We start from the raw sequence: 25,065 nt of genomic DNA, 5'->3' as shown, positions 1-25,065 counted from the left end.
ATGAAATTTTTCATTGATACAGCAAACCTAGCTCAAATTAAAGAGGCACAGAATTTAGGTGTTTTAGACGGCGTTACAACGAACCCTTCTTTAATGGCTAAAGAAGGAATTACCGGAAAAGATAACGTTTTACGTCATTACAAAGCGATTTGTGATATCGTAGACGGTGATGTTTCTGCCGAAGTAATTGCGACTGATTACGAGGGAATGATTCGTGAAGGCGAAGAATTAGCTGAGCTAGATGATAAAATTGTAGTTAAGATTCCAATGATCAAGGACGGTATTAAGGCCTTGAAATATTTTTCTGAAAGAGGTATAAAAACCAATTGCACGCTTGTATTTTCAGCCGGTCAAGCTTTATTAGCAGCGAAAGCAGGTGCAACCTATGTTTCCCCTTTCATTGGACGTTTAGATGATATTTCTTTTGATGGTATCGAATTGATAGAGCAAATTCGCTTGATCTACGATAACTACGAATTTGATACACAAATCTTAGCAGCCTCTGTACGTCATCCCATGCACATCATTAAATGTGCTGAAGCAGCTGCTGATGTCATGACAGGTCCATTGTCAGCGATGTTAGCTCTTTTGAAGCACCCATTAACTGATACTGGTTTAGCCCAATTTTTAGCTGATCACGCAAAAGCGAATTCATAATTAACCTAGGCGATTTTATGTCTGTTTTATCTTTTGAACAAGTAAGTATTTCACAAGAAGGTGTTAACACACTCGAAGACATTAATTTAACGATTAATGAAGGAGAATTTTATTATTTGATCGGCAAAACAGGTAGTGGGAAGAGTACTTTTTTTCGCAGTATCATTGCGGAAATTGGCCTTGAATCGGGAATTGCCTCCGTTGCAGGCTATTCTTTGAATACGATTAAGCGTTCAGAGGTGCCTTTCTTAAGGCGCAAATTAGGCTTTGTATTTCAAGATTTTCAATTGTTGACTGATCGCAATGTTGAGAAGAATTTATCTTTTGTTTTAGAGGCTACTGGTCATACGAATAAAGATGAAATTCGATTCAAGATTGAGGAGGTTTTAGCGCGCGTGGGAATGAGTTCTGCCATCAACAAGCGTATTCACCGTCTTTCAGGTGGAGAACAACAACGTATTTGTATTGCCCGATCAATTCTGAATAATCCGATGCTATTGCTAGCTGATGAGCCTACGGGGCATTTAGATCCAGAGGTTTCTTTGGAAATTATGCAATTATTCAAAGAATTAAATCAAAGCGGCATGGCGATTATCATGGCTAGTCATGATTACAATACGATGGCTAAAGTCCCAGGTAAAATCCTGAAATGCGAAGGAGGTAAAATCTTCCCTGTAAGCAGTCTTTAATCTTATTTTCCTGTATAGTAAACCACTGGAATGATACATTCTTCTAGTGAAATACCTCCATGTTGGAATGTATTTTTATAGTGGTTTACGTATTGATTGAAATTATTGGGATAAGCGAATAGATTGTCTTCTTTAGCAAAAACATAGGTGGTAGAGACATTCGGTTTCGGTAAGAAAATGTTCTCTGGTTTCCTGCAAACCATCATTTTATTGGTTGCATCCCAATTTAAATTTTTCCCTTGCTTATAGCGCAAATTCGTATTCGTATTGCGATCACCAATGATTTTAACTGGGTTTTGTACTCGAATCATCCCGTGATCCGTCGTAATGATTACACGCCCTTTTTTCTCTGCGATCTTCTTTAACAGATCAAATAGGGGAGAATGTTGGAACCAACTGGCTGTTAAACTGCGATAAGCAGATTCGTCTGGGGCTAATTCCTTAATCATGGCCATGTCTGTGCGTGCGTGGGATAGCATATCCACGAAATTATAGACGATGACGTTTAAATCATTGGTGGCTAATTTATTGAAATTGTCGACTAACTGTTTTCCTTGGTATTGGTGAATAATCTTGTGATAGGAGCTTTTAGCGTTGATTTTCAAGCGCTTTAGTTGTTCTTGTAGGTAGAATTCTTCTTGTTTATTATATCCCTCTTCATCTTCCGAATCACCTATATCATATACCCATTTATCAGGATATTTTTTTGCAATTTCAGACGGCATCATACCGGCAAAAATAGCATTTCGGGCATAGGCGGTTGTGGTGGGAAGGATGGAATAATACTTGTTTTCCTGTTCTAATTGAAAGTATTCTTGGATGTATTTATCCAACGTTTTCCATTGGTCAAAACGTAAGTTGTCGATTAAAATAAAATAAAGTGGACTCTTATCGTTTATTTTCGGAAATACGTGTTTACGAAGCATCAAGTGTGATAAAACGGGGGTTTCTGCATCAGGTTTTTGCAACCAATCTTCGTAATTTTTTTCAATGAATTTACTGAAATGGGCATTTGCCTCATTTTTTTGGTTGTTCAAAACTTCAGCCATCGATTTATTTTCGGTGGTGTCTATTTCGAGCTCCCAATACACAAGTTTTTCGTAGATTTCAGACCATTCTTTGGCATTTAAATGATCCTGGTATTGCATTGATAAGGCCAAAAATTCTTGTTGGTACGTAATATTCGTTTTCCCTTCTTCCAGTCTTTTCTTATCGAATATACGCTTAACTGAAAGTAATAATTGATTGGGATTCAGTGGCTTGATGAGGTAATCTGCTATCTTAGAACCGATAGCATCCTCCATTAATTCTTCCTCCTCTGATTTTGTAATCATGATAACGGGAAGGTTAGGACGGATCTTTTTGATTTGCAATAAGACCTCTAATCCAGACATTCCTGGCATATTTTCATCTAGGAATAAAATGTCGAACTTCTGCGTCTCTACTAATTCAAGTGCATCAGCCCCTGAATTAACCGTATAAACTTCATATCCCTTGCTCTCTAAAAACAAAATATAGGGTTTCAATAAATCGATTTCATCGTCTGCCCAAAGTATTTTATACGTCATTCTTCTTTTATTTACCTTTCAAGTATAAAATTAGCTAATTTTACATTTAATCCTCGTTAATACATGTTAATAGATTATCCTGTTCATTTAACGGAATCTGCGGTTGAAAATCTGCGCCTACTTTCTTTTCCTGAGCCTTTTCTTAGGGTTGGAATGCGAGGTGGTACATGTGGTGGTACATTTATACTTGGCTTTGATGCTAAAACTGAGTTTGACGAGGAATACCTGATTGAAAATATTCCTGTTATCATTGATCGAAGAGAATTGTTATTTGTCCTAGGAACAGAGATTTCATACGAAGCCCAAGGCAATGGTTTTTACCTTCATAAACCCGCGAAATCATGAAATTTGCAGCCATAGATATCGGTTCGAATGCCGCTCGTCTTCAAATATCCAGTGTATTGGAGAACGATGGTGTGATCAGTTTTAAGCGGATCGAATACGTGCGTTTCGCTCTTCGCTTAGGTCATGATGTGTTTGGCGATGGTTCCATTTCCCCTGAATCGGAGGTAAGGGTCTTTAAATTGTTGCATGCTTACAAGTTATTAATGGATTTACATGAAGTGAAGGATTACGCTATTTGTGCCACCTCAGCCATGCGTGAAGCCTCTAATTCAGCCGAGATTATTACTCGAATTCATAAGATTTTAGATATGAAAATCCAATTAATTGATGGAAGCCGCGAAGCAGAATTAATTAATGATGTGGTAGTTCAATCGTTGCATCCGAAGAAAAATTATCTGCACATTGATGTAGGTGGTGGAAGTACTGAATTAAATATCTACCGTCATCGGGAGAAGCTGGCCTCTAAATCCTTTAAAATAGGATCAGTTCGTTTATTAGAAGGCACAGAGAAGGAGGGGGATTGGGAAAAAATGCGTAATTGGATTTCGCAGCAGAAAGAATTAATCTCAGGTGAAATTGAGGCAATTGGGACAGGTGGAAATATCGCCAAATTATTTAATTTATCTAAGCCCGGAACAGAGGAGAAGTCAATGACTTTTGATGCTTTATTTGAGATGGCTGCCTATGTAGGATCTTTCTCTTTTGAAGACCGTGTCAATAAGCTTCGCTTAAATACGGACCGAGCTGACGTCATCGTGCCAGCAGCTTCTATCTATTTGACTGCGATGGAGTTAGCTGGTTGTAAATCGATTTTGGTACCCGATTTAGGACTGAAAGACGGTATTTTACAAATGCTCTATGACCGGTATTTAAATAGAAAGAAATAATTATTTTTCTATTCGGTAGACAAGCCCCATCGATAATACTTGGGAAAATTGCCAATTAGGGTCTTGATCATAATCGCGGAATAATACGATTTGCAGATTCGTACTGACATATTTGTTTACTTTCATTGTTATATTCGCATCTAATCGATGCACAATACTATTTGATAATGTTAGTCTAAAATAGTCTATGAGGGCTGAATAGCGGGCTTTTACATTGATATTTTCCCAAACATCTTTGTCCACGTTAACTAAATATTGGAATACGAATTGATTTCTAATATTGTCGCCTGGCTTTTCTAAACCATATAATCCTGCTCTAGAGATAGCTTGATCGAAGACAAAAGTTTGTCGTAAACTACCAATACCTATTCGGGTATAAAAAGATTTATCGGGATGGTATTCTAAACCCATCGAAGAAGTTAGGTAGGCAGGAGCAAAAAGGCTTGAAATAAGGGAGTCTACAGGAACACCTGCTTTGTTTTTCTTCCCATATTCAAATCCACTAAAGAATTGTGTTTGAAAGTTAGTCGAACCGAAAAAGTCCCATTTAGGGCTGATTCGATAACCCGCCTTAAATTCATAGGCAATACGGTCTATATTTTTACGAAGACTTTGAGTTTTATTTTGGAGAAAACCTACTTGTAAATTAAGGTCAGAATTCAAACGCCAAGATTCATTGGAAACGTTTGCTGTATGATTTAAATACCAGCCTATGGCTAAGGTATTTGTTCCCCCACCTTTCCAGTTATCACTAAAACTCGATTGATTCAAGTTAATGCCTGAGGTCATTATTTGTTTCCATTTATTTGCCGTAGAATCAGCCTTAGATACTGCTAATGCAGGCTCTAAAGCAATGAATAACAACAAAATGAAAAACAAATTATACTTCATTTGACAAAGGTACAAAAAACCTGTAGGAATGGCTTATTTTCCAATGGATAAACGTATCTGTCCTGAAAAGACCTCTAATGGCTCCAATTCAATTAATCCATCCCCCGTATTGAAGGCATCCGTATTGGCAGTCATCGGTTCTATGGCTACTGAAGTAAATCCCTCAGGCTGAAAGACAACCAGAAATGGAAATTGAATGGAGGATTGTTCCAAAAACAATGATCGCTGGTGTTTGTTGTCTCTCAATTCTGTGATGTGCTTCTTAAGGGGTTCTAGTCTAAAAACATGATCCACTTTTTCTTTCGAGAAAATAAACGCTGTCTGCCCTTGTAGACTTTCTTCTTTTAAGGGAATCATCTGCGAATCTGATAAAAAACGGCTAATTGGATGAAAATTGATGGATAAGTCCGCTATTGCTGTATCGGGGAATTTAAAATAGGGATGCCAGCCACAAGCAAATGGCATAGAAGTTGACCCAGTGTTTTTTGCTTCGAAAGTAATTTCAAGGCCACCTTCATTTAGTAAATTATACGTGTAGCTAAAGATAAAGGGGAAGGGGTAGTTCAGTTCTTCACCTTCATATACGCACTCTAAGGTGATAGAATTTTCTGCGTGTTGTTTGATTGAGAAAGGCGCTCTTGCTAATAAACCGTGAATTGCATTACCTAAAGCTAGTTCATTAATGGGTAATTGGTAATTTTTACCCTTATAGGAATAGTTTCCGTTGCGAACGCGATTAACCCAAGGGCTAAGGAGTGCACTTGGATGAAAAGGGTTACTTTCTAAAGGGTGTATTGTACTTCCAGGTAAATCAATTAATGAAATTCCGGAAAGATTTAATTCAATTAGGCTCGCACCTACCTTTTCATCTACTACTAAGTAATCCCTTGTTGTTATGTTTCTTATTTCCATGGCTTTCTACTTCACTACTTTTACCATATAGGTAGATTAACTTCAAAATTGCGCAAAGTTTCTGTTAGGGCCAAAGCCTAAAATTAAAACCTACCTTATAATTTCTTTATTTCCATTTTAACGGGATTGTGTAGGCGATTTTTTAGCTATTTTCTATGTCAATTCTATTCTTAGCAAAAACATGGTATGAAATACGCATATGAAAGGAGAATGTAGTATATATATAATAGGTATGAGAAAATTTTTAAAATTGAGTATTATTCAAACTTTGAATAGTCTTATTTGATTGATAAAACGATTAAGATTGAATTATTTAATCGTCACTTAATTACCTAATAACACCTTTTTGATTTTTTTTGAGCATATTTTTTTTTGATTTTACCGATAAATAATATACCTTGCTCGAATAAATTAAACATAAACTAAACTAAACACCTTATGAGAAAAGCTTTACTCTTTGTTGTTGCGGTTTTAACAATGACCCTCAGTTTTGAGGTTTCAGCGCAACAACGGGTGATTACCGGTACGGTAATTTCCGAGGAAAACGGTCAAGGGTTGCCAGGTGCAACGGTTCTCGTGAAAGGGACGAAAGTGGGTGCTACCACCGATTTGGATGGTAAGTATTCTATCAACGTTCCTGCGGGATCCGATGTTTTGGTTGTTTCTTTCGTAGGCCTTAAGGCTCAGGAAGAGGCAATTGGTAGCCGGTCCGTAGTCAATTTAACCCTTAAAGTCGATGCATCGCAACTATCCGAAGTGGTAGTAACGGCGATCGGTATTGCAAGGGAGAAAAAAGCTCTGGGTTACGCAGTAACTTCAGTAAGCAAAACACAGTTGGAGAATCGTCCAGAAGCTGACGTTGCCCGCGTATTGCAGGGTAAGGTACCAGGGGTAAACATTACCTCAACCAATGGTATGACAGGATCTGGTACTAACATGATTATCCGTGGTTACAAATCAGCTACTGGTAACAACCAGCCGTTGTTCGTTGTGGATGGGGTTCCATTTAATACCTCTACTAACGCGCAGAACGGATTTACAACTGGTGGAGCAACTACATCTTCTCGTTTCTTGGATATTGATCCTAACAACATCGAGACTATGTCTGTATTAAAAGGTCTTTCTGCAACCGTTCTTTATGGTGACCAAGGTAGAAATGGTGTAATCTTGATTACAACTAAATCTGGTGCATCTAAGAGAAAGGATGCTGAAGTAACAGTCAACCAGTCTGTATTCTTTAATAAGGCAGCCTCTTTACCGGATTATGGTATGGAATATGGTAACGGTTTCCAGCAAGCTCCAGGTTTCTTCTTCTCTAACTTCGGTCCGAGCATGAATACTGGTTTGTTGATCAATCACCCTTATGCTACTTCTTCTGTAGCGGCGGTCCGTGAGGCATTCCCTCAATTTTGGGTAGATGGTAAAGTGGGTGGTACTCCTATTAAGTATGAATACAAAGCTTACAAGGATCCTTCTCAAATCTTCTTTAGACAAGGTTTAATTTCCAATAGCTCTGTTCAAGTAGCAGGTGGTTCGGCTAAGACTAGCTATAATGCAAGTTTTGGTTATACAGATGAACAAGGCTTTACTCCAGGAAATGAAATGAAGAAGTTTAACTTCGGATTAGGAGTTAGATCTGAAATTACTGATAAGTTATCGGTTAACTCTTCTTTCACTTTCGCTAAAACTGATTTAATCTCTCCTCCTGCAAACGCATCATATGGTTCAGGATCTGATATTCCTTCTGTTTTTGGTCACGTATTGTTTACTCCACGTTCAGTGGATTTAGAAAACCTTCCGTATGAGAACCCTGTAGATAAAAGCTCTGTTTACTTTAGAGGTGGAAACGATATCACTAACCCTAACTGGTTGGTTAAATATTACAAGAATACTTCTAACGTGAGTCGTTTCTTCAACTCGACTTCTTTGAACTATGATTTCAGCAATAACTTCTCTGTGACTTATCGTTTAGGTCTAGATACCTATTCTGAATTACAAGAGCTCTTATACAATAAAGGTGGTGCTACTGCTAACCTAGCAACTAAAAACGGTTACTATAGAACCATTAATATTAATAATACGATCTGGAACCAAGACTTAATCTTGAATTGGAAGAAAGACTTTTCTGATAAATTCAGCATGACTGCTTTATTTGGTGCAAACTCTCGTTTTGATACTTATGCCCAGTCTGGTGTGGCTTCTCAAGGCCAATTGGCTTTTGGGTTGTTCAGACACTCTAACTTCGCTACCTCTTCTAGTAATGATGCCTATTCAGGTGGTACTATGAACTATGGCGTAGATGAGCGTAGATATGGTTTGTACACTAACATTACTTTAGACTATTCTGATTACTTATTCTTGAACTTGTCTGCTCGTAATGACTGGACTTCTACAGTAGAAAAAGAAAACAGAAGTGTATTGTATCCTGGAGGATCTTTATCTTTCATCCCTACTACGGCATTTGATTGGAGTTCTTCTACATTGAAATACCTTAAGTTGAGATTTGGTTATGGTACTTCAGCGGGTTATCCTAGCCCATACAGTACACGTAATGTCTTAGCTCAGTCTGCTAGAGCTTTCGATGTAGGTGGATCTGTGACTGCTACTCACTCGGTATCTAATACCTTGGGTAACCCTAACTTGAAGCCTGAGCTTCATGGTGAGGCAGAATTCGGTGTGGAAGGTGTTATGTTCAACAATAAGTTGAAATTTGATATCTCTATTTATGAGAAAAACACGACGAATTTGATTACGAATGCTCCGATTGACCCAGCAACAGGTTTTACAACAACTGCTATCAATATTGGTCGTATCAGAACTCGTGGTGCTGAATTCCAAGCTACTGTAACACCAGTATCTACGGCAAGTGGTTTTGAGTGGAACTCTACTTTAAACTGGGCTACATACAAGACTTTAGTAATGGAATTAGGTGGTGGATTATCTGAAGTAGTAGTGGCTGGATTTACCGATTTAGGTAACTTCGCAGTTCCTGGTCAGCCATTTAACGTTATCAAAGGTATTGGCTTTGATAGAGATCCTGCTACAGGACAGCCTATCATCCTTTCTACTGGTGTACATAAGCCTACTAACGAACCTGTAGTATTAGGTGATCCTAATCCGGAATGGACTGGTTCATTCATCAATAGCTTCTCTTACAAAGGTTTTACCTTAAGCGCTATGATGGAATACCGTCACAAAGGTGTAGTAATGTCTAATACAGTAACGGCAACTTTAGCTCGTGGTGTAACCAAGGATCCAGTTGCTGATCGTGAAATGACTTTCATCATGCCTGGTGTAAGACAAAATGGTACTAATCCAGATGGAACGCCAATTTACATCAAAAATGATCGTCAAATTTCTGCTTCTGATTATTTCTTCTCTGGATACCAGGGAGCTACAGATGAGCCTAACGTATTTGACGGATCTACGATTCGTTTGAGAGAAATTTCTTTGGCATACAGCTTGCCTAACAAATTGATGTCTAAGACTCCATTCAAGAAAGCATCTTTTGCTTTGAGCGGTACTAACTTATGGTTCCTTGCCCTTAACTTCCCACCAAACATGAACTTCGATACTGACGTATTGGGTACTGGTGTAGGTAACGGACTTGGATTTGATTTCGTAACTGGACCTAGCTCTCGTAGATTGGGTGGAACGTTGACTCTTACATTCTAACTCCAAACTAAAAATGATAATGAAAAGATTTATATATGGTCTGACGATGGTTGCCGGAATGGTATTCGCAACGTCATGTTCGGAGAAACTGGATGAATTATTGGAAAACCCGAATGCAGTTAATGCAACTACTGCATCTCCTGATTTCCTTTTGAATAGTATCCAGCTTAACTACCAAAGTTTATGGTATGGTGTATCAGATCGTGGTGCACGTTTGACTCGTCAAATTAACCAAGGATCTGCCTTGTATGAAGCAGCTTATTCAGCTGGTTCTACTAATGGAACGTGGTCTAATGCTTATGCGAACATTTTAGCGGACGTCGAGTTTTTGTTGCCTTTGGCACAGAAGTCGAATTTGCAACGCCACATGGGTATAGCTAAGACAATCAAGGCAATGGTCTTGATGGATCTAGTAGATACCTATGGTAATGTTCCGTTTACTGAAGCATTGAATGCAGCTAATTTCAATCCTAAAACAGATGATGGTGCTACTATCTATGCTGCGGCATTGAAATTGTTAGATGAAGCTTCAGTTCACTTTGCTGCAACTACTTCAGGTGGAACACCTAACGATTACTTTTACGCTAGAAATTATACACGTTGGGGTAAATTTGTTAATACACTTAAGTTAAAGTATTACTTGTATACGCGTTTAGTAAATGCAGATGCTTCTAAGACTGAGATTAATAAGTTGATTACAGCAAATACACTTATCGGAACTGGTGATGATTTCGTTTTCCGTTTTGGTACTACAGCTGCAGATCCAGATTCTAGACATCCTAAGTTTGCTGGTCAGTATACTGCCGGTGGTGGTGACTACCAATCTACGGATTTCATGCACCATTTGACTGTTGAAAAAGGTTTCGATGATCCTCGCGTTCGTTACTACTTGTATCGTCAAGTATTGACTAATACGACGAACGTAGATGAGCAAGAGTGTATTTCTCAGATTGCTCCTCCACACTACTTAGTTGGAAACTATTGCTACTGTAATCCTGCTGGTAACAAAGGATACTGGGGTCGTGATCACTTAGATCCAGACGGTATACCACCCGATGGTTTAAAACGTACAGCTTATGGTGCATTCCCTGCTGGTGGTCGTTTTGACAATAGTTCAGGTGCTCCAGTTGCAAACCCTGCTTTGGGTATGAAAGGTGCTGGTATTCACCCAATCATGTTAGCTGCTTATGTTGATTTTATGTTAGCTGAAGCTGCTCTTACTCTTGGAACTACAGGCGATGCAAAGACTTTGATGCTATCAGGTGTTAAGAAGCATATGGACTATGTTCGTGCTTTTGCAGTTGCTGGTGCTGAAGGTGCTACTATTACGGCTTTTGAGCCTGCGGCTACTTTCACTTCACGTGTAACTAACTATCAGAACTATATAGGTGCTCAGATTGATGCTGCTTCTTCTAACGACGCTAAATTAGACGTTGTAGCAAGAGAGTATTGGTTGTCACTATATGGTAATGGTATGGAGGCTTATAACTTGTATAGAAGAACTGGTAAGCCATCTCGTATGCAGCCTGGTTTAGAAGCGGTAACGGGAGTTTTTGTTAGATCATTCTTGTATCCTAACAACTACCTTGTGACCAATACTTCTGCAGTTCAGAAACAGAATCTAGCGACTCAAGTGTTCTGGGATAAGAATCCTGCATCACCTTGGATTTATTAACCTTAAAAATTAGAAAATATGAAAATGCTAAGATATAGTTTCGGATTGTTGGCAACTATGCTCATCTTTCTAAGTTCTTGTAGAGATTTTGTGGAACCTGCTGTTCCATACAAAGATTTTGATACAGGAGCTTATTTGAGAACTATTGCCAGAACAAGCACGACCTTTAACTTCTTTGATTTGGCTAGCTCTAAGTTTGCGCTGACCATTGAAGCAGTAGATAAAGAAGATGGAAAGACGGTTCAGACCGTAGAAGTTCGCGTACGGCACAGACGTTTAATTGCAGGTGTAGGATTAAAATACACTCCTGCAAATGATGTTCTAGTGAAGACACTTCAAGCTGCTGATTTCAAGCCTAACGATAATACTCGTTTCTTGAGATCAACCTTTGAAGTAACAGCTGCAGAAGCTATTGCAGCAGTAGGTTTGACCGCTGCGGGTATTAGTGGAGGTGATGTATTTGAATTCCGTTTGGTATTGAAAGATAAGTCTGGAAGAGTATTCTCTTCTGACAATGTCACTACTAACGTTGCAGGTGCTCCTTTCTATGATTCTCCGTTCCAGTATCCAACGTCTGTAGTATGTCCTTCTGATTTAGCAGGTACATATGATTTCGATGCATTGGAGACTTTCTGCGGAAATACTTACAATGGAAAAATCACTTTAACGGCAGATGCTGCATCTCCTGGATCATACAAAGTTTCTGATGGTACCTTTGGTGCATGGGATAGTTGTTATCCAGATACTTGGGGATCAGGTAACGTAAAAATCAGTGATGCTTGTGGTAAGTTGACCATGAGTGGTGCAGATAAGTATGGTGATTCTTACTCTATGACTGTTAAGAGTGTTACTCCTGCTCTTCTTACTTTTGAGTGGAAAAACACTTACGGTGAGTTCGGTACTGTTGCTGTTAAGTCTAACCCTGGTAAACCATGGCCGGCTACTTTGAAGTAACAGGTTAAATCCTAAGATTATAAAAGGCAACGTCTATTGACGTTGCCTTTTTTTTGTTATTTCTAGTACGGTTCTTGAAAATTGGTATGGAACTTAGAATTTTTCTATAACCCCTAATCCGAATAGAGCAAAGTCATATTTCACTGGATCTATTGGTTCAAATTCTCTTAAAATGGAATCTAAATCAACTACAGCTTTGGCATCATTTTGGTCTCGTTGTAATAGACCTAGTTTTCGTGCTGTATTTCCTGAATGAACATCAAGAGGTATGGAGAGTTTTGATGGGCTAATTTCCTTCCATAAGCCAAAATCTACACCTTTATTATCTTTTCTGATTAGCCACCTAAGCATCATGTTAATTCTTTTTGAGGCAGACCCTGTTCTTGGGTCGGAAACATGCTTTTGAGTTCTTTTTGGATGTGGTAGCTCGAAGAATATATTTTTGAACTCTGAGATGGATTCCTGAATTGTATAGCTAGCAGTCAATTCATTAAATACACTCTCTAACCCTCCATGGTTTACATAGATATTTCTTATTGACTCTAAAAAATAGCTGAAATCTATACCATTAAATGTCCTATAGTAAAATTTAGATATTTGATCACTCTTGTAATCATCACAATTCATAATAAAATCATAAGGACTCTCACCCATTATTTGAATCATTTGATTTGCAGCTCCCAGTATCGCTTTTCGGTTTCCCCAGCTAATAGTGGCAGTTAAAAAAGCTGCAATTTCGATATCTTCTTTTAATGAAAACTGGTGAGGAATACTTATGGGATCTAGTTCAATGAATTCAGGTCTATTGAATTCATTTACTTTATAATCAAGGAATTCTTTTAATTCAGTTTTAGAAAGACTATTCATATAGAAGGAGGTTTCTGTCTTTTTTCCTCGAAAGATGAAATGGCTTTTCCCTATATAGAGAATTTCCTTTTCTTGCTTAAGACTTAATTAGAAAGTGTATTTGAAAAGGTTTCGATTTATACAGGGCGGTTTTAAATCGAAATTCACCTAATTACGGCTCCATTTTTATGAAATTATTTTCGGCTGAATAAAGCAACTAAACGAGATGGAAGTGAAAAGATCCAAACTAAAACCGTAATAGCAACCGAAAATGCAGCTATGAAGGGATATGAAAGTATAAATAATACCTCAAAAACTACATGACCTGCAGTAATAGGCCTTTTTCTTTTATTCATATTATTGCAACAAATAAGAAATTTCAGCTCTAACCCGCTTATCAACTGCATTTAACTTTTCAAAAGCTTTAGGAGATAGTTTAATGATTACTTTGCTATCCCCGTTCGGTAAGCGCCCGATTACCTTTACCCAAATACTTTGATTGTTGGTTAGGTTCTTAACTAAAACTAGGGTTCCAATAGGGGCTGAACGGTGAAGTGCAAGGAATTTTCCTGAGTTATCAGGTACATCAATTAATTCAGCAATACCTGTTTCAATTTTCTTTTTGATATCCTCTGGTCCTTTTTCTTTAACAGGTGTTGTCTCCTCTATTGAGGTTGTGGCAGGAACTGTAGCAGCTTTTGCAGGTAATAAACTTGATTTATCTACAGAGATAGTAGAGTTTGAACTAGCTGGATCAGAAACGATTAATCGTTGCCCTTCTTGTAAACGATCGGATGTCAAATTATTCCATTTTCGCAATTCTGCCATGGTTACTTTATGCATATTAGCTACAGACAGTAATCCTTGTTTAGGTGCTACGATATGTATCTCTGCATCTTTAACCGGCGTTTCAGCTACTATTTCTTCGATAACTTTAGGTGCAGGGTTACTTTCCTCTAAATAATGCAGTGGTATGTAAACGATTTCACCTGTTTTTACTGGAATTTGTATGTCTGCATTGGCAGATTTGAATTCGCTTAAGGATAAATTATAGCGCTTTAGGATAGAGAAAAGAGATTGCTTAGGACCTACTTTAAATAATAAAAATGTCTTATTATTCTCCTTTTTTAATCCCAAAGAATCAAGGCTACTTGCTTCTAAAGATAGCTGCAATGTGAATAAAAAGGCGATTAGTAGGGTTAGTCTATAATTTTTCATAAATAGTCAATTTCAGTTTATCCTTTATAAAAATCAATTGTTCATTGAGTAGCGAAAAGGTTTGGAATCCGATGGTATCTCCTTCAGCGATCTGTTCTAACAGAATTGTCTCAAAAGCTAAATTACATACCCGAAGGTAGTTTTTCCACCCATTATCGTAAAGATAATAAGAAAACCATAGCTTATCATTTCTTTCAAAATAATCTATGCCTTTCGCAATCGTTTCGTTGAATTGCTTTTGAAAGAAGGCTTGAAAGTCTTTGAAATATTCTTGACTTTCATCAAAATGCTGTGGGACTTGAAATGTAAAGGTATTTTCCGTACTAATAGGACGCGGTTTTTCTTCTTTAATCAATTTTAATGGCTCGAACGAATAGGTTTGAATAGACTCAATACCCGGGTTTTTTGCTTGCTGTAATTTGATAAAAATAGCTTCGTTTTCTGAACCTTGAATAAAGTTTAATTGAGCATAATCGGACGGAGCTTTGCCAATTAGCTGCACCGATTTAGTCCCTAGTTGATGCGAATGCCAAAAAGCTTCTCCATTCCCCCTTGTTTCAATCCATAAACGAGGTTCTTCAACAGATCCCCAATAACGGATACTCCAAATAGGTTCAGCAAAGGAATGTTCAAAAAATGTGGACAAAGGATCGAATGTTTGGAAATTATGTGCAAATTTGGCAAAAATCTATCGAAAAAACGTATTTATTATGCTCTATGGCAAAAAGGTAGTCGCGATTATTCCGGCTCGTTTCGCATCCTCTCGTTTTCCTGGCAAGCCTTTAGTTGATATAGGAGGAAAGCCAATGATTCAGCGAACTTATGAGCGTGTGAAAGCGGTAGAGGGTTTTGATCGCATAGTCGTTGCAACTGATGATGAGCGTATTTTTGATGCTAGTGTAGCTTTCGGTGCGGAGGTGATGATGACGGCTAAAACGCATTTAACAGGAACTGATCGTTGCGCTGAAGTGTTAAGTCGATTAGGCGAATCAGTTGATTATGTCATCAATATTCAAGGTGATGAGCCTTTCATCGAGCCCGAGCAGTTGAGAGAAGTAGCTGCCGGATTCACTTCTGGAGCGCCTATTTTGACATTGATTAAAAAAATCACAGATCAGGAAACTCTTTTTAATGTGAATACGCCTAAAGTTATTTGTGACGCGGAAGGTCATGCGATTTATTTTTCTCGCCAAACCATTCCTTTTTTACGTGGGGTAGAGCCATCAGATTGGTTGAATAATCACACCTTTTTTAAGCATATTGGTTTATATGCCTATCGCGCAGATATTTTACCCGGATTAAGCGCACTGAAACCTACCTCTTTAGAATTAGCAGAATCCTTAGAGCAGTTACGTTGGGTGCAAAATGGTATTCGAATTAAGGCGATTGAAACCCAATTTGAAACGGTAGGAATTGATTCTCCGGAGGATCTAGAAAATATTCAAAAAATGGGACTAATTTAGCCTTTAAAGCGGTATATTTGCTAGATTTTTGGCATAATTAACTGTCAAATATGCGATTGTACACATGCAAAGACCGAATATAAAAGACGTATTACGCGAAAAGATTTTAATTCTTGACGGCGCAATGGGTTCTTTAATCCAACAATATAATTTAACGGATGCCGATTACCGAGGTGAACGATTCAAGAATTTCCCACACGAGGTAAAGGGAAATAATGATTTATTGTCGATCACACGTCCTGATGTGATCAAAGAAATTCACGCGAAATACTTTGCCGCAGGTGCAGATATCGCGGAGACTAATACCTTCTCCGGAACTTCCATTGCGATGGCAGATTACCACATGGAGGATTTGGTCTATGAATTAAACTTCGAGTCAGCGAAAATTGCGCGTGAAGTTGCGGATGAATTTACAGCCAAAAATCCTTCGAAGCCACGTTATGTCGCTGGATCCATTGGACCAACGAACCGCACGCTTTCCCTTTCTCCAGATGTGAATGATCCGGGTTTCAGGGCAGTCACTTTTGATGAATTAGTGATTGCTTACACCGAACAAATCCAAGGTTTAGTGGATGGAGGGGCTGATTTACTCTTAGTTGAAACGATTTTCGACACTTTGAATGCGAAGGCAGCCTTGTTTGCAATCGATCAATATTTCAAACAAAATCCGTCCAAGCCTTATTTGCCAGTGATGGTCTCTGGAACGATTACGGATGCCTCAGGGCGTACTTTATCAGGCCAAACAACGGAAGCCTTCTTGACTTCTGTTTCGCACATGCCTTTACTTTCAGTAGGCTTAAACTGTGCTTTAGGAGCAGATTTAATGCGTCCTTATGTAAAGACGTTGAACGATAAATCCCCTTTCTTAGTTTCTGCTCACCCGAATGCGGGCTTGCCGAACGAAATGGGTGAATACGATCAATCTCCCTCTGAAATGGCAGTTATCATCGATGATTTCTTAGCGAATGGCTTCTTAAATATCATTGGAGGGTGTTGCGGGACTACTCCAGCGCACATTCAAGCGATTGCGGAAGTAGCTGCGAAACACAAACCTCACGTGATTCCGGAAGAAAATGTGAATCAAAAGCTATCGGGTCTCGAGCCTTTAGAGATTACCGAATTAACCAATTTTGTGAACGTAGGGGAGCGTTGCAATGTAACGGGTTCGAAGAAATTTGCGCGTTTAATTCGCGAAGAAAAATTCGAAGAAGCGATTGCAGTGGCTCGTGAGCAGGTGGATGGTGGTGCACAGATTTTGGACATCAATATGGATGAAGGGATGATTGATGGTGTGAAAATGATGCCTCAATTCCTGAATTTATTGATGGCAGAGCCTGATATCGCGCGTTTACCTATTATGATTGACTCCTCGAAATGGGATGTGATTGAAGCCGGTTTGAAGTGCGTGCAAGGTAAATCGGTGGTTAACTCGATCTCGTTGAAAGAAGGTGAGGAGAAATTCATCGAATCCGCGAATTTGGTAAAAATGTACGGTGCTTCAGTGGTCGTGATGGCCTTTGATGAAACGGGTCAAGCGGATTCGTACGAGCGTCGTATCGAAATATGTCAACGTGCCTACGATATTTTGGTTGATAAAGTCGGTTTCCCAGCGCAGGACATTATTTTTGATCCCAATATTTTAACAGTTGCCACAGGAATCGAGGAGCATAATAATTATGCGGTTGATTTCATCAAGGCAACGAAATGGATTAAAGAAAACTTGCCACATTCGAAAGTTTCGGGTGGGGTTTCGAATATCTCCTTTTCTTTCCGTGGAAACGAATTAGTGCGTGAGGCGATGCATACCGTTTTCTTGTACCACGCGATTAAGGCGGGTATGGATATGGGAATCGTAAACGCCAGTCAATTAGGCGTTTATGATGATATCGATGCGACATTACGCGATTTGTGCGAGGATGTTTTATTGAATCGCAATCCTGAATCGACGGAGAAATTAGTGGCTTATGCGGAGACAGTTAAGTCCGCAGGCAAAGAATTAGTAGTCGATGATGCTTGGAGAAAAGAACCAGTGAACAAGCGTTTAGAACACGCCTTGATTAAAGGTTTGACTGAATTCATCGATGAAGATGTAGAAGAAGCGCGTCAATTAGTGGAGCGCCCGATTCAGGTGATCGAAGGTCCGCTAATGGATGGAATGAACGTGGTGGGGGACTTGTTTGGCGAGGGGAAAATGTTCTTGCCACAGGTCGTTAAGTCAGCGCGTGTGATGAAAAAGGCCGTGGCCTATTTATTGCCTTATATCGAAGCGGAGAAAGAAGGTGGGAAGAGTTCATCGGCTGGGAAGATCTTGATGGCGACGGTGAAAGGCGATGTGCACGATATTGGAAAGAATATTGTGGGCGTGGTTTTGGCTTGTAATAATTACGAGGTGATCGACATCGGTGTGATGGTTCCTTGCGATAAAATCCTAGCTGCGGCGAAGGAGCATAACGTAGATATCATCGGTTTATCCGGTTTGATTACGCCTTCCTTAGATGAGATGGTGTATGTGGCCAAAGAAATGGAGCGCCTTGGTTTCAAAGTGCCTTTGTTAATCGGTGGAGCCACAACGTCTCGTATTCATACCGCGGTAAAAATTGATCCTCACTATTCAGGACCGGTGATTCACGTATTAGATGCGTCTCGTTCTGTGCCGGTGGCAGGTCGATTAATGCAAAGTGAATTAACGTCACAAGAAATCTTTAACGAGATTAAAACGGAATACGCTGAATTGAGAACGGCTCACGCCGCCCGTCAGCAAGAGAAAAATTACTTGTCCATCGATCAGGCGCGTGCAAAATCGAGCGGCATCGATTGGACTGGATTTAAATCGAAACAACCTTCCTTCTTGGGAGTGAAGTATTTTGAGGATTATTCGTTAGAAGAAATCGCGAAATATATCGATTGGACTCCGTTCTTCTCCACTTGGCAACTGTCAGGTAAATATCCACGTATTTTCGATAATGAGGTGGTGGGAAAAGAAGCGAAGAAATTATTTGATGATGCGCAGGCTTTATTGAAAGAGATTATTGCAAATAAATCGCTACAGGCGAAGGCCGCTTTAGGTTTCTTCCCGGCGAACTCGCTAGGGGATGATATTATCTTACACGATTACATGGAGAAGGCACTAGAGGTTGCTTGCGAAAAACACGGTTCACACAAACAGGTTTCTTACGAGATTCAATACAAAGACGAATCTTCAGACAAGAGCCAATGGTTGCACCATTTGCGTCAGCAAGGTCAAAAAGCAAGCACGCTTCCTAACCGTTGTTTAAGTGACTTTATTGCTCCATTAAATTCGGGCGAGACAGATTATATCGGTGCCTTTGCGGTGACGACGGGACTGGGAATCGAAGCACTTTTAGATAAGTATGAAAAAGAGCACGATGACTATAACTCGATTATGGTCAAGGCTTTAGCAGATCGTTTAGCGGAAGCTTTCGCCGAATTATTGCACGAACGTGTGCGCAAGGAGTATTGGGGCTATTCGGCTGAAGAGTCTTTAAGCAATGAAGATTTGATATCAGAGAAATACGAAGGTATTCGTCCGGCACCGGGTTATCCAGCCTGTCCAGATCACACAGAGAAGAAGCGTTTATTTGAATTGTTGGATGCGGAGAAGCAGATAGGGATTCAATTAACGGAAAGTTATGCGATGTACCCGGCCTCTGCGGTGTCTGGATTCTATTTCTCTCATCCGGAGAGTACGTATTTTGGTTTAGGTAAGATTGCCAAAGACCAAGTGACAGATTACGCGAAACGTAAAGGCATGTCCCTAGACGACGTAGAAAGATGGTTAAGCCCCGTATTGAATTATGACTAAGATTACTAAATACTTTGAAGAAGCGGCGGGAAAAACACTTTTCTCGATCGAGATTATTCCACCGATGAAAGGCCAGCATTTGGGCGAATTAATGTCGCACATTGAGCCTTTGATGGAGTTTAAGCCGCCGTTTATTGAGGTGACGTATCACCGCGAGGAATATGTGGAAAAGTTGGTAGATGGGGTATCGAAACGTATTCCCATTCGCAAACGTCCAGGTACTTTAGGAATCTGCGCCTCCATCATTCAGCGTTTTCAAATTGAGGCAGTACCACATGTAATTTGTGGAGGGTTTACCAAAGAAGAAACCGAGGATTTTTTGATCGATTTACATTACTTAGGTATTGAGAATGCGCTTCTGTTGCGAGGTGATCAAGAAAAAGGCGAAAGCCATTTTATACCTAAACCGGGTGGCCATGCCTATGCGAATGAATTAGTGGCGCAAGTGGCGGCGATGAACCAGGGTATTTTATTGCACGAAGAAACGGAGTCATTACCGACGAATTTTTGCATTGGCGTAGCCGGTTATCCTGAGAAGCACATTGATGCGGTTTCATTCGATCAAGACCTACAGTATTTAAAACAAAAGGTAGATGCGGGTGCGGATTACATCGTGACGCAGATGTTCTTTGATAATGCGAAGTATTTTGATTTTGTTCAGCAATGCCGTGAAATGGGGATTCACGTTCCCATCATTCCAGGCTTGAAGCCTTTAGCGACTGAACGTCAATTAGAGATTCTGCCGGAGATTTTCCATTTAGAAATTCCGTCAGTATTTGTTTCTGAGGCGCGTAAATGCTCAAATAACGCAGCCATCAAGCAATTAGGGATTGAGTGGGCAGTTCAACAAGGCAAGGAGTTAATTCAAGCTGGTGTGCCTGCTTTGCATTTCTATACGATGAGTAAATCCGATAGCGTGCGTGCCATCGCAGAAAAATTATTCTAATGAAAGTCTTAGTCTACGGTGCCAGTACGAACCCAAGTCGATATGCCTATATCGCGACGGAATTACTTTTGCAGCATGGACATGAGGTTTCTTTAGTAGGAATTAAAAAAGGGGAGGTGTTGGGATTGACCATTCAGCAGAATCAACCTTTGCTACAAGATATCGATACAGTAACACTATATGTAGGACCGGCGAATCAGGATGGTCTTTATGACTATCTTAAGTCAATAGCTCCTAGACGTGTTATTTTTAATCCAGGTACAGAAAGTCCGGAATTAGAAAGAGAATTAGAAAAAGCGGGTATTCAAACAGAAGAGGCCTGTACACTTGTTTTATTGCATACAGGCCAGTTTTAGGCTCTTATTGAGCTGTTAACGTAAACTCAAATTCCTCCATAATCAAGTTCGCTAGCAATTTCTTGCAAGCATTTGTTACCACCTCATTTGCTTCAGCTTCAGAAGATGCATCCACTGTTAATGTGATGTGCTTGCCAATACGAACGCCTGCCACTTGGTTAATACCTAAGTTTTGTAAGCCAATAAGTACCGCTTTTCCTTGAGGATCAAGGATTTCTTTTTGAGGCATTACGTTGATTTCAGCTAAGAATTTCATTATTTGTTTGGATTTAAAAGGAAAATAAGGCCGGATAGGAGGATGTATGCGATCACTAAAACCGGAATTGCTGCAAATTTAAGCATAACAAGGGCAGCAATGCAAAAGATTAGGAAAATGAATTTTACTTGATTGCTTTTCCAATCCCAGGTCTTGAATTTAAAGGCCAATAAAGGCAATTCGCAGACTAACAGATAACTCATCACTACCGCATAAATCAATAGGCCTTTGAATGATAAAATATAGTCACTGTATTCTTGCTGAAAATGTAGAATCATGGGTAGGGAAGCAATTAAAAGGCCATTTGCTGGCGTAGGTACGCCGATGAATTGGTCGCTTTGACGGGTATCAATATTGAATTTGGCTAAACGATAGGCTGACATCAATACTAAAGCAAATACCATAAATGGCTTATAGAATCCGAATAATCCTACTGTGCATTGTGTTCCGCAGCTTTTTTCTACTAAACCAAACAAGATAAAAGCAGGCAAAACCCCAAATGACACCATATCTGCTAAAGAGTCCAACTGTTTCCCTAATTCGGAATAGGCCTGCAAAGCACGCGCTAAAAATCCATCAAAAAAATCGCAGACAAGGGAGATGAAAATACAATAGGAGGCACTTACTAAATCGCCTTGCATTACGAACCAAAGTCCGATGCAACCCGCCAATAAATTACCTAGCGTTAATAAGTTAGGGATTTCTTTTTTCATGCTTTTACGAATGGATTGGATACTTTTTCTTGACCTATGGTCGTGCTTCCCCCGTGTCCAGGGTATACAATCGTTGATTCAGGTAAGGTATATAATTGCGTTTGGATACTCTTCACTAAATCTGCGTGGTTGCATAAAGCGAAGTCAGTTCTACCAATACTCTGTCTAAACAACACATCTCCATCAAATAATAGGCCTTGATTTTCAAAATACAAAGCCACGTGTCCAGGTGCGTGACCCGGTACAAACAAGATCTTGATTTCCATTTCACCTATTTGTAATACTTGGTTGTCCTCATACCAAACATCTACTTCAGAGGGTTGGTAGTGGGGGAATCCATATACTTGTGCCCGATTTGCCGCATCTTTCAAGAGCGGTTCATCTTTCGGGTGTAGGTAAAAAGGAATCTTGAATTCTTGTCTAAAATATTCTACACCTAGCACATGATCTATATGCGCGTGGGTATTTAGAATATGTGTTAACGTAATGTTTTTTTCTTCAATAAAGCTTTTTATCGATTGACGCTCCTCAAAAGTGTAGCATCCCGGATCTACGATAATGCCTATTCCCTGGGAATCCCAAATGATATAGGTATTTTCTCGAAATTGATTTACGGTGAAGGCTTGATGGAAGATCATATTTATTTACCTAAAAGGAAGATACAAGGTTTTTTGTGTAAATCAGGTTGCGCTTTAGCCCAGTCACTTGCCTTTTTTGTTTGAACAAATCCGGAAGGTGCAGTCACGTCACAAGCAATGCAAATTAATGAATCTGGGGCACATTGTGCTATCAGATCTTCTAACATTGCATTGTTTCGGTAGGGAGTTTCAATGAAGATTTGTGTCTGACCCCATTTAGCTACTTCTCTGTCTAGTTGCTCTATCTTGTTAATACGGGCTGCTTTGTCGATAGGAAGGTAGCCGATGAAGGCGAAACTTTGGCCAGAAAATCCGGACCCCATTAATCCTAATAAGATAGAAGAAGGGCCTACTAACGGAATGACTTCGATGTTTTGTTGCTGTGCAATCGAAACGGCTAAAGCTCCAGGATCTGCTACCCCCGGGCAACCCGCTTCTGAAATAACGCCGATATATTCGACTGAACTATGTTTTTTATAAAAATCCGTAACCGTTTTAGGTTGAGTGTCTTTATCTAACACCTCAAAAACCAAGCTGTCAATATGAATCCCTAGTTTCAATTCACTAATGAATCGCCTTGCTGTGCGTACATTTTCGACTAAAAAATGTGTCGTCTTTTGAAGCGTTGCTAAGATTTGTTGGGGTAAGACTTCGGATGAAGTGTTTTCAGCAATCGGACAGGGGATGAGAAATATTTTCATAAAAACGGTTGAAGTGCCTGCAGAAATAGCTCAGGCTGGTCTGCTTGCACCCAATGGCTCGCACCTGGAATCTCTAAAACTTCAAAATTAGGAAAAATTTCTGCAATGTATCGTTCGTCTTCCGGTTGAATATAAGGCGAATCTGCTCCTTTAATGAAAAACGTTTCGGTATTCGAGGCAGCAGGGACAAGTAATTCGTGCCCCACGACATCGATATTTTTAGTGATTACTTTCAGATTAATTCGCCACGCAAATTGCTGCTCCGCGTTTCGGTAAAGGTTCTTTAAAAGGAATTGACGCACGCCTTCCTTCTCTTCAAAGCGCTTTAAATGATCATTCGCAGCTTGGCGACTCTCCAGTGAAGTTAAATCAAGGCTGTTTAATCCTTCCAAAATTTGGGTATGGTGCACCGGATAGAATTTAGGAGCGATATCCACAATGACGATTCGGCTAGCCATTCCTGGATGCAAAAGGTCGAATTGCATGACAACCTTGCCTCCCATACTGTGACCGATTAAAATGGGGTTTTCTAATTGATGCTCCTGAATAAATTCCAATAAATCCTGGGCCATCACCTCGTAATTAAATTCATCTCCCCAGGGTGATTGTCCGTGGTTTCTTTGGTCCACTAAAAATACGCGGTGATTTTCAGAGATCGCTTTTCCAAAACCTAACCAATTATCGGAGGTCCCAAAAATGCCGTGTAGAATAATAACCGGCGTGCCCGATTCCCCAAGTGCGCGATAAAATAATTTCATTAGGCTAAGTAAATGGCTTTTTCCTTACGTTTTGTCAATTCTCCGATAGGGCTCAATTCAAATCCATTCTCAAGCGCGAATGCCTCGAATTCAGCCGTATGCTCCGCTTCCACGGCGATTAACAATCCACCAGATGTCTGTGGATCAGCTCCGATATAACGTTGTCGTTCAGAGATATCTTCACTCAAGCGTTCACCATAACTCGCTAAATTGCGTGCTGTTCCACCTGGGAAGCACTTTTGGTCTAAATAATGATCTATATTAGGTAGCAATGGTAAGTTTTCGAACGCAATTTTAGCACTTAGTCCTGAACCATCCGCCATTTCCACTAAATGTCCGAATAATCCAAAACCTGTCACATCAGTTAAGGATTTAACATAATTTAATGGACCTAGCTTTTCTCCAAAGCTGTTTAAGGTACTCATCTGCTTCACCGCGCGAGCTAAATCTGCAGGACTAACGATGCCTCGTTTTTGTCCAGTAGATAAAATACCTACGCCTATTGGCTTCGTCAAATAAAGCATACAGCCTTTCGTAGCCGTATCATTCTGTTTTAAATGTTCTTTACGTACTTTTCCAGTCACAGCAAGCCCAAAGATTGGTTCAGGAGAATCAATCGAATGACCTCCTGCTAATGGAATTCCTGCTTCTGCACAAGCCGCGCGACCACCCTCTAATACTTGCGCCGCAACCTCAGGGGCTAATTTATCTATCGGCCAGCCTAGGATCGCAATCGCCATTAGTGGACTTCCACCCATGGCATAAATGTCAGAAATCGCATTGGTAGCCGCAATTTTCCCAAAATCAAACGGATCATCCACAATCGGCATAAAGAAATCCGTCGTCGAAATAACTGCCTCTCCATTCTGCCAATCAAATACCGCCGCATCATCTCGGCTCTCGTTTCCGACTAATAAGAGGGGGTGTGAGGCTTTGGGTTTATCAGATTTAAGGATTTGGTCCAAAATCTGAGGCGATATTTTACATCCGCAACCTGCGCCGTGACTAAAGGAAGTTAATTTGATATTTTCTGACATCTTGTTTTTTTACTTTGAAAGAAGTTTTAAAAAAGCGAGGGCGGAAATTTATTGCGC

The 25,065-nt window shown here is 39.8% G+C and carries 24 protein-coding genes; 11 read left to right on the top strand and 13 right to left on the bottom strand.

Annotated features, from left to right (window positions below; all coding sequences use genetic code 11):
• Both fsa and ACRZ9O_RS03105 read left to right on the top strand, forming a co-directional pair.
• Positions 1–657 (top strand): fructose-6-phosphate aldolase, encoded by a 657-nt coding sequence (gene fsa, locus ACRZ9O_RS03110; protein WP_459456258.1) that lies wholly within the window; start codon positions 1–3, stop codon positions 655–657.
• Between the two features lie 17 nt (positions 658–674).
• On the top strand, positions 675–1,346 hold the full coding sequence (locus tag ACRZ9O_RS03105) for a cell division ATP-binding protein FtsE (protein WP_459456256.1): 672 nt from the start codon (positions 675–677) through the stop codon (positions 1,344–1,346).
• Between the two features lie 2 nt (positions 1,347–1,348).
• Here the strand turns inward: ACRZ9O_RS03105 and porX are convergent, their stop codons facing one another.
• Positions 1,349–2,914 (bottom strand): T9SS response regulator signal transducer PorX, encoded by a 1,566-nt coding sequence (porX, locus tag ACRZ9O_RS03100; RefSeq protein WP_459456254.1) that lies wholly within the window; start codon positions 2,912–2,914, stop codon positions 1,349–1,351.
• Positions 2,915–2,977: 63 nt separating this feature from the next.
• On the opposite strand from porX, the gene ACRZ9O_RS03095 reads away from it, so the two are divergent.
• Positions 2,978–3,259 (top strand): iron-sulfur cluster biosynthesis family protein, encoded by a 282-nt coding sequence (locus ACRZ9O_RS03095; protein WP_459456252.1) that lies wholly within the window; start codon positions 2,978–2,980, stop codon positions 3,257–3,259.
• Positions 3,256–4,146 carry a Ppx/GppA phosphatase family protein gene (locus ACRZ9O_RS03090; protein WP_459456250.1) on the top strand — a complete coding sequence of 297 codons (891 nt, stop codon included), beginning with the start codon at positions 3,256–3,258 and terminating at the stop codon, positions 4,144–4,146. Before ACRZ9O_RS03095 ends, ACRZ9O_RS03090 begins: the two co-directional genes overlap by 4 nt.
• Here the strand turns inward: ACRZ9O_RS03090 and ACRZ9O_RS03085 are convergent, their stop codons facing one another.
• Together ACRZ9O_RS03085 and ACRZ9O_RS03080 are read right to left on the bottom strand one after the other, a co-directional pair.
• A complete protein-coding gene (locus tag ACRZ9O_RS03085; protein WP_459456248.1) occupies positions 4,147–5,037 on the bottom strand; it encodes a DUF3078 domain-containing protein in 891 nt (296 codons plus the stop codon).
• Between the two features lie 33 nt (positions 5,038–5,070).
• A complete protein-coding gene (locus tag ACRZ9O_RS03080; RefSeq protein WP_459456246.1) occupies positions 5,071–5,949 on the bottom strand; it encodes an aldose epimerase family protein in 879 nt (292 codons plus the stop codon).
• A 438-nt stretch (positions 5,950–6,387) separates the two neighbouring features.
• Here ACRZ9O_RS03080 and ACRZ9O_RS03075 point away from each other — a divergent pair, with 438 nt between their 5' ends.
• Genes ACRZ9O_RS03075 through ACRZ9O_RS03065 form a run of 3 tightly spaced genes read left to right on the top strand, consistent with a single transcriptional unit; the run spans position 6,388 to position 12,253 of the window.
• Positions 6,388–9,624, top strand: a complete 3,237-nt coding sequence (locus ACRZ9O_RS03075) for a SusC/RagA family TonB-linked outer membrane protein (RefSeq protein ID WP_459456244.1) — start codon at positions 6,388–6,390, stop codon at positions 9,622–9,624.
• Positions 9,625–9,643: 19 nt separating this feature from the next.
• Positions 9,644–11,299 (top strand): SusD/RagB family nutrient-binding outer membrane lipoprotein, encoded by a 1,656-nt coding sequence (locus ACRZ9O_RS03070; protein ID WP_459456242.1) that lies wholly within the window; start codon positions 9,644–9,646, stop codon positions 11,297–11,299.
• Positions 11,300–11,323: 24 nt separating this feature from the next.
• The gene (locus ACRZ9O_RS03065; RefSeq protein ID WP_459456240.1) at positions 11,324–12,253 is read left to right on the top strand and encodes a hypothetical protein; all 930 of its coding nucleotides are present in this window, start codon (positions 11,324–11,326) and stop codon (positions 12,251–12,253) included.
• A 93-nt stretch (positions 12,254–12,346) separates the two neighbouring features.
• Here the strand turns inward: ACRZ9O_RS03065 and ACRZ9O_RS03060 are convergent, their stop codons facing one another.
• The 4 genes from ACRZ9O_RS03060 to ACRZ9O_RS03045 all read right to left on the bottom strand — a co-directional run bounded on the left by ACRZ9O_RS03060 (position 12,347) and on the right by ACRZ9O_RS03045 (position 14,963).
• Positions 12,347–13,120 (bottom strand): TIGR02757 family protein, encoded by a 774-nt coding sequence (locus tag ACRZ9O_RS03060; RefSeq protein ID WP_459456238.1) that lies wholly within the window; start codon positions 13,118–13,120, stop codon positions 12,347–12,349.
• A 173-nt stretch (positions 13,121–13,293) separates the two neighbouring features.
• Positions 13,294–13,455: a hypothetical protein gene (locus tag ACRZ9O_RS03055; RefSeq protein WP_459456236.1), complete on the bottom strand. Its 162-nt coding sequence runs from the start codon at positions 13,453–13,455 to the stop codon at positions 13,294–13,296.
• Between the two features lies 1 nt (position 13,456).
• Positions 13,457–14,317, bottom strand: a complete 861-nt coding sequence (locus ACRZ9O_RS03050; protein ID WP_459456234.1) for a septal ring lytic transglycosylase RlpA family protein — start codon at positions 14,315–14,317, stop codon at positions 13,457–13,459.
• Positions 14,304–14,963, bottom strand: coding sequence for a hypothetical protein (locus ACRZ9O_RS03045; RefSeq protein WP_459456232.1), 660 nt, complete (start codon positions 14,961–14,963; stop codon positions 14,304–14,306). Before ACRZ9O_RS03045 ends, ACRZ9O_RS03050 begins: the two co-directional genes overlap by 14 nt.
• A gap of 31 nt (positions 14,964–14,994) precedes the next feature.
• On the opposite strand from ACRZ9O_RS03045, the gene kdsB reads away from it, so the two are divergent.
• The 4 genes from kdsB to ACRZ9O_RS03025 all read left to right on the top strand — a co-directional run bounded on the left by kdsB (position 14,995) and on the right by ACRZ9O_RS03025 (position 20,905).
• Positions 14,995–15,780: a 3-deoxy-manno-octulosonate cytidylyltransferase gene (gene kdsB, locus ACRZ9O_RS03040; RefSeq protein ID WP_459456230.1), complete on the top strand. Its 786-nt coding sequence runs from the start codon at positions 14,995–14,997 to the stop codon at positions 15,778–15,780.
• Between the two features lie 64 nt (positions 15,781–15,844).
• A complete protein-coding gene (gene metH, locus ACRZ9O_RS03035; RefSeq protein ID WP_459456228.1) occupies positions 15,845–19,603 on the top strand; it encodes a methionine synthase in 3,759 nt (1,252 codons plus the stop codon).
• Positions 19,596–20,549, top strand: coding sequence for a methylenetetrahydrofolate reductase [NAD(P)H] (metF, locus tag ACRZ9O_RS03030; RefSeq protein ID WP_459456226.1), 954 nt, complete (start codon positions 19,596–19,598; stop codon positions 20,547–20,549). Before metH ends, metF begins: the two co-directional genes overlap by 8 nt.
• Positions 20,549–20,905, top strand: coding sequence for a CoA-binding protein (locus ACRZ9O_RS03025; RefSeq protein ID WP_459456224.1), 357 nt, complete (start codon positions 20,549–20,551; stop codon positions 20,903–20,905). Before metF ends, ACRZ9O_RS03025 begins: the two co-directional genes overlap by 1 nt.
• A 4-nt stretch (positions 20,906–20,909) precedes the next feature.
• Here the strand turns inward: ACRZ9O_RS03025 and purS are convergent, their stop codons facing one another.
• From purS to selD, 6 genes are read right to left on the bottom strand one after another with little or no spacing between them, the layout of a single operon-like run.
• Complete coding sequence (purS, locus tag ACRZ9O_RS03020; RefSeq protein ID WP_459456222.1) at positions 20,910–21,161, bottom strand: phosphoribosylformylglycinamidine synthase subunit PurS; 252 nt, start codon at positions 21,159–21,161, stop codon at positions 20,910–20,912.
• On the bottom strand, positions 21,161–21,874 hold the full coding sequence (locus ACRZ9O_RS03015) for a CDP-alcohol phosphatidyltransferase family protein (protein WP_459456220.1): 714 nt from the start codon (positions 21,872–21,874) through the stop codon (positions 21,161–21,163). Before ACRZ9O_RS03015 ends, purS begins: the two co-directional genes overlap by 1 nt.
• On the bottom strand, positions 21,871–22,512 hold the full coding sequence (locus ACRZ9O_RS03010; RefSeq protein ID WP_459456218.1) for an MBL fold metallo-hydrolase: 642 nt from the start codon (positions 22,510–22,512) through the stop codon (positions 21,871–21,873). The genes ACRZ9O_RS03015 and ACRZ9O_RS03010 overlap by 4 nt, the downstream gene beginning before the upstream one ends.
• A 2-nt stretch (positions 22,513–22,514) precedes the next feature.
• Positions 22,515–23,213 carry an SAM-dependent methyltransferase gene (locus ACRZ9O_RS03005; protein ID WP_459456216.1) on the bottom strand — a complete coding sequence of 233 codons (699 nt, stop codon included), beginning with the start codon at positions 23,211–23,213 and terminating at the stop codon, positions 22,515–22,517.
• Positions 23,210–23,971, bottom strand: coding sequence for an alpha/beta fold hydrolase (locus ACRZ9O_RS03000; protein ID WP_459456215.1), 762 nt, complete (start codon positions 23,969–23,971; stop codon positions 23,210–23,212). The genes ACRZ9O_RS03005 and ACRZ9O_RS03000 overlap by 4 nt, the downstream gene beginning before the upstream one ends.
• Positions 23,971–25,008, bottom strand: coding sequence for a selenide, water dikinase SelD (gene selD, locus ACRZ9O_RS02995; RefSeq protein WP_459456213.1), 1,038 nt, complete (start codon positions 25,006–25,008; stop codon positions 23,971–23,973). The genes ACRZ9O_RS03000 and selD overlap by 1 nt, the downstream gene beginning before the upstream one ends.
• Positions 25,009–25,065 lie beyond the last annotated feature (57 nt).

The organism is Aquirufa sp. HETE-40SA (assembly GCF_054558635.1).
The sequence above is the reverse complement of the archived record's forward strand: the minus strand, read 5'-3'. Positions and strand labels throughout refer to the sequence as shown.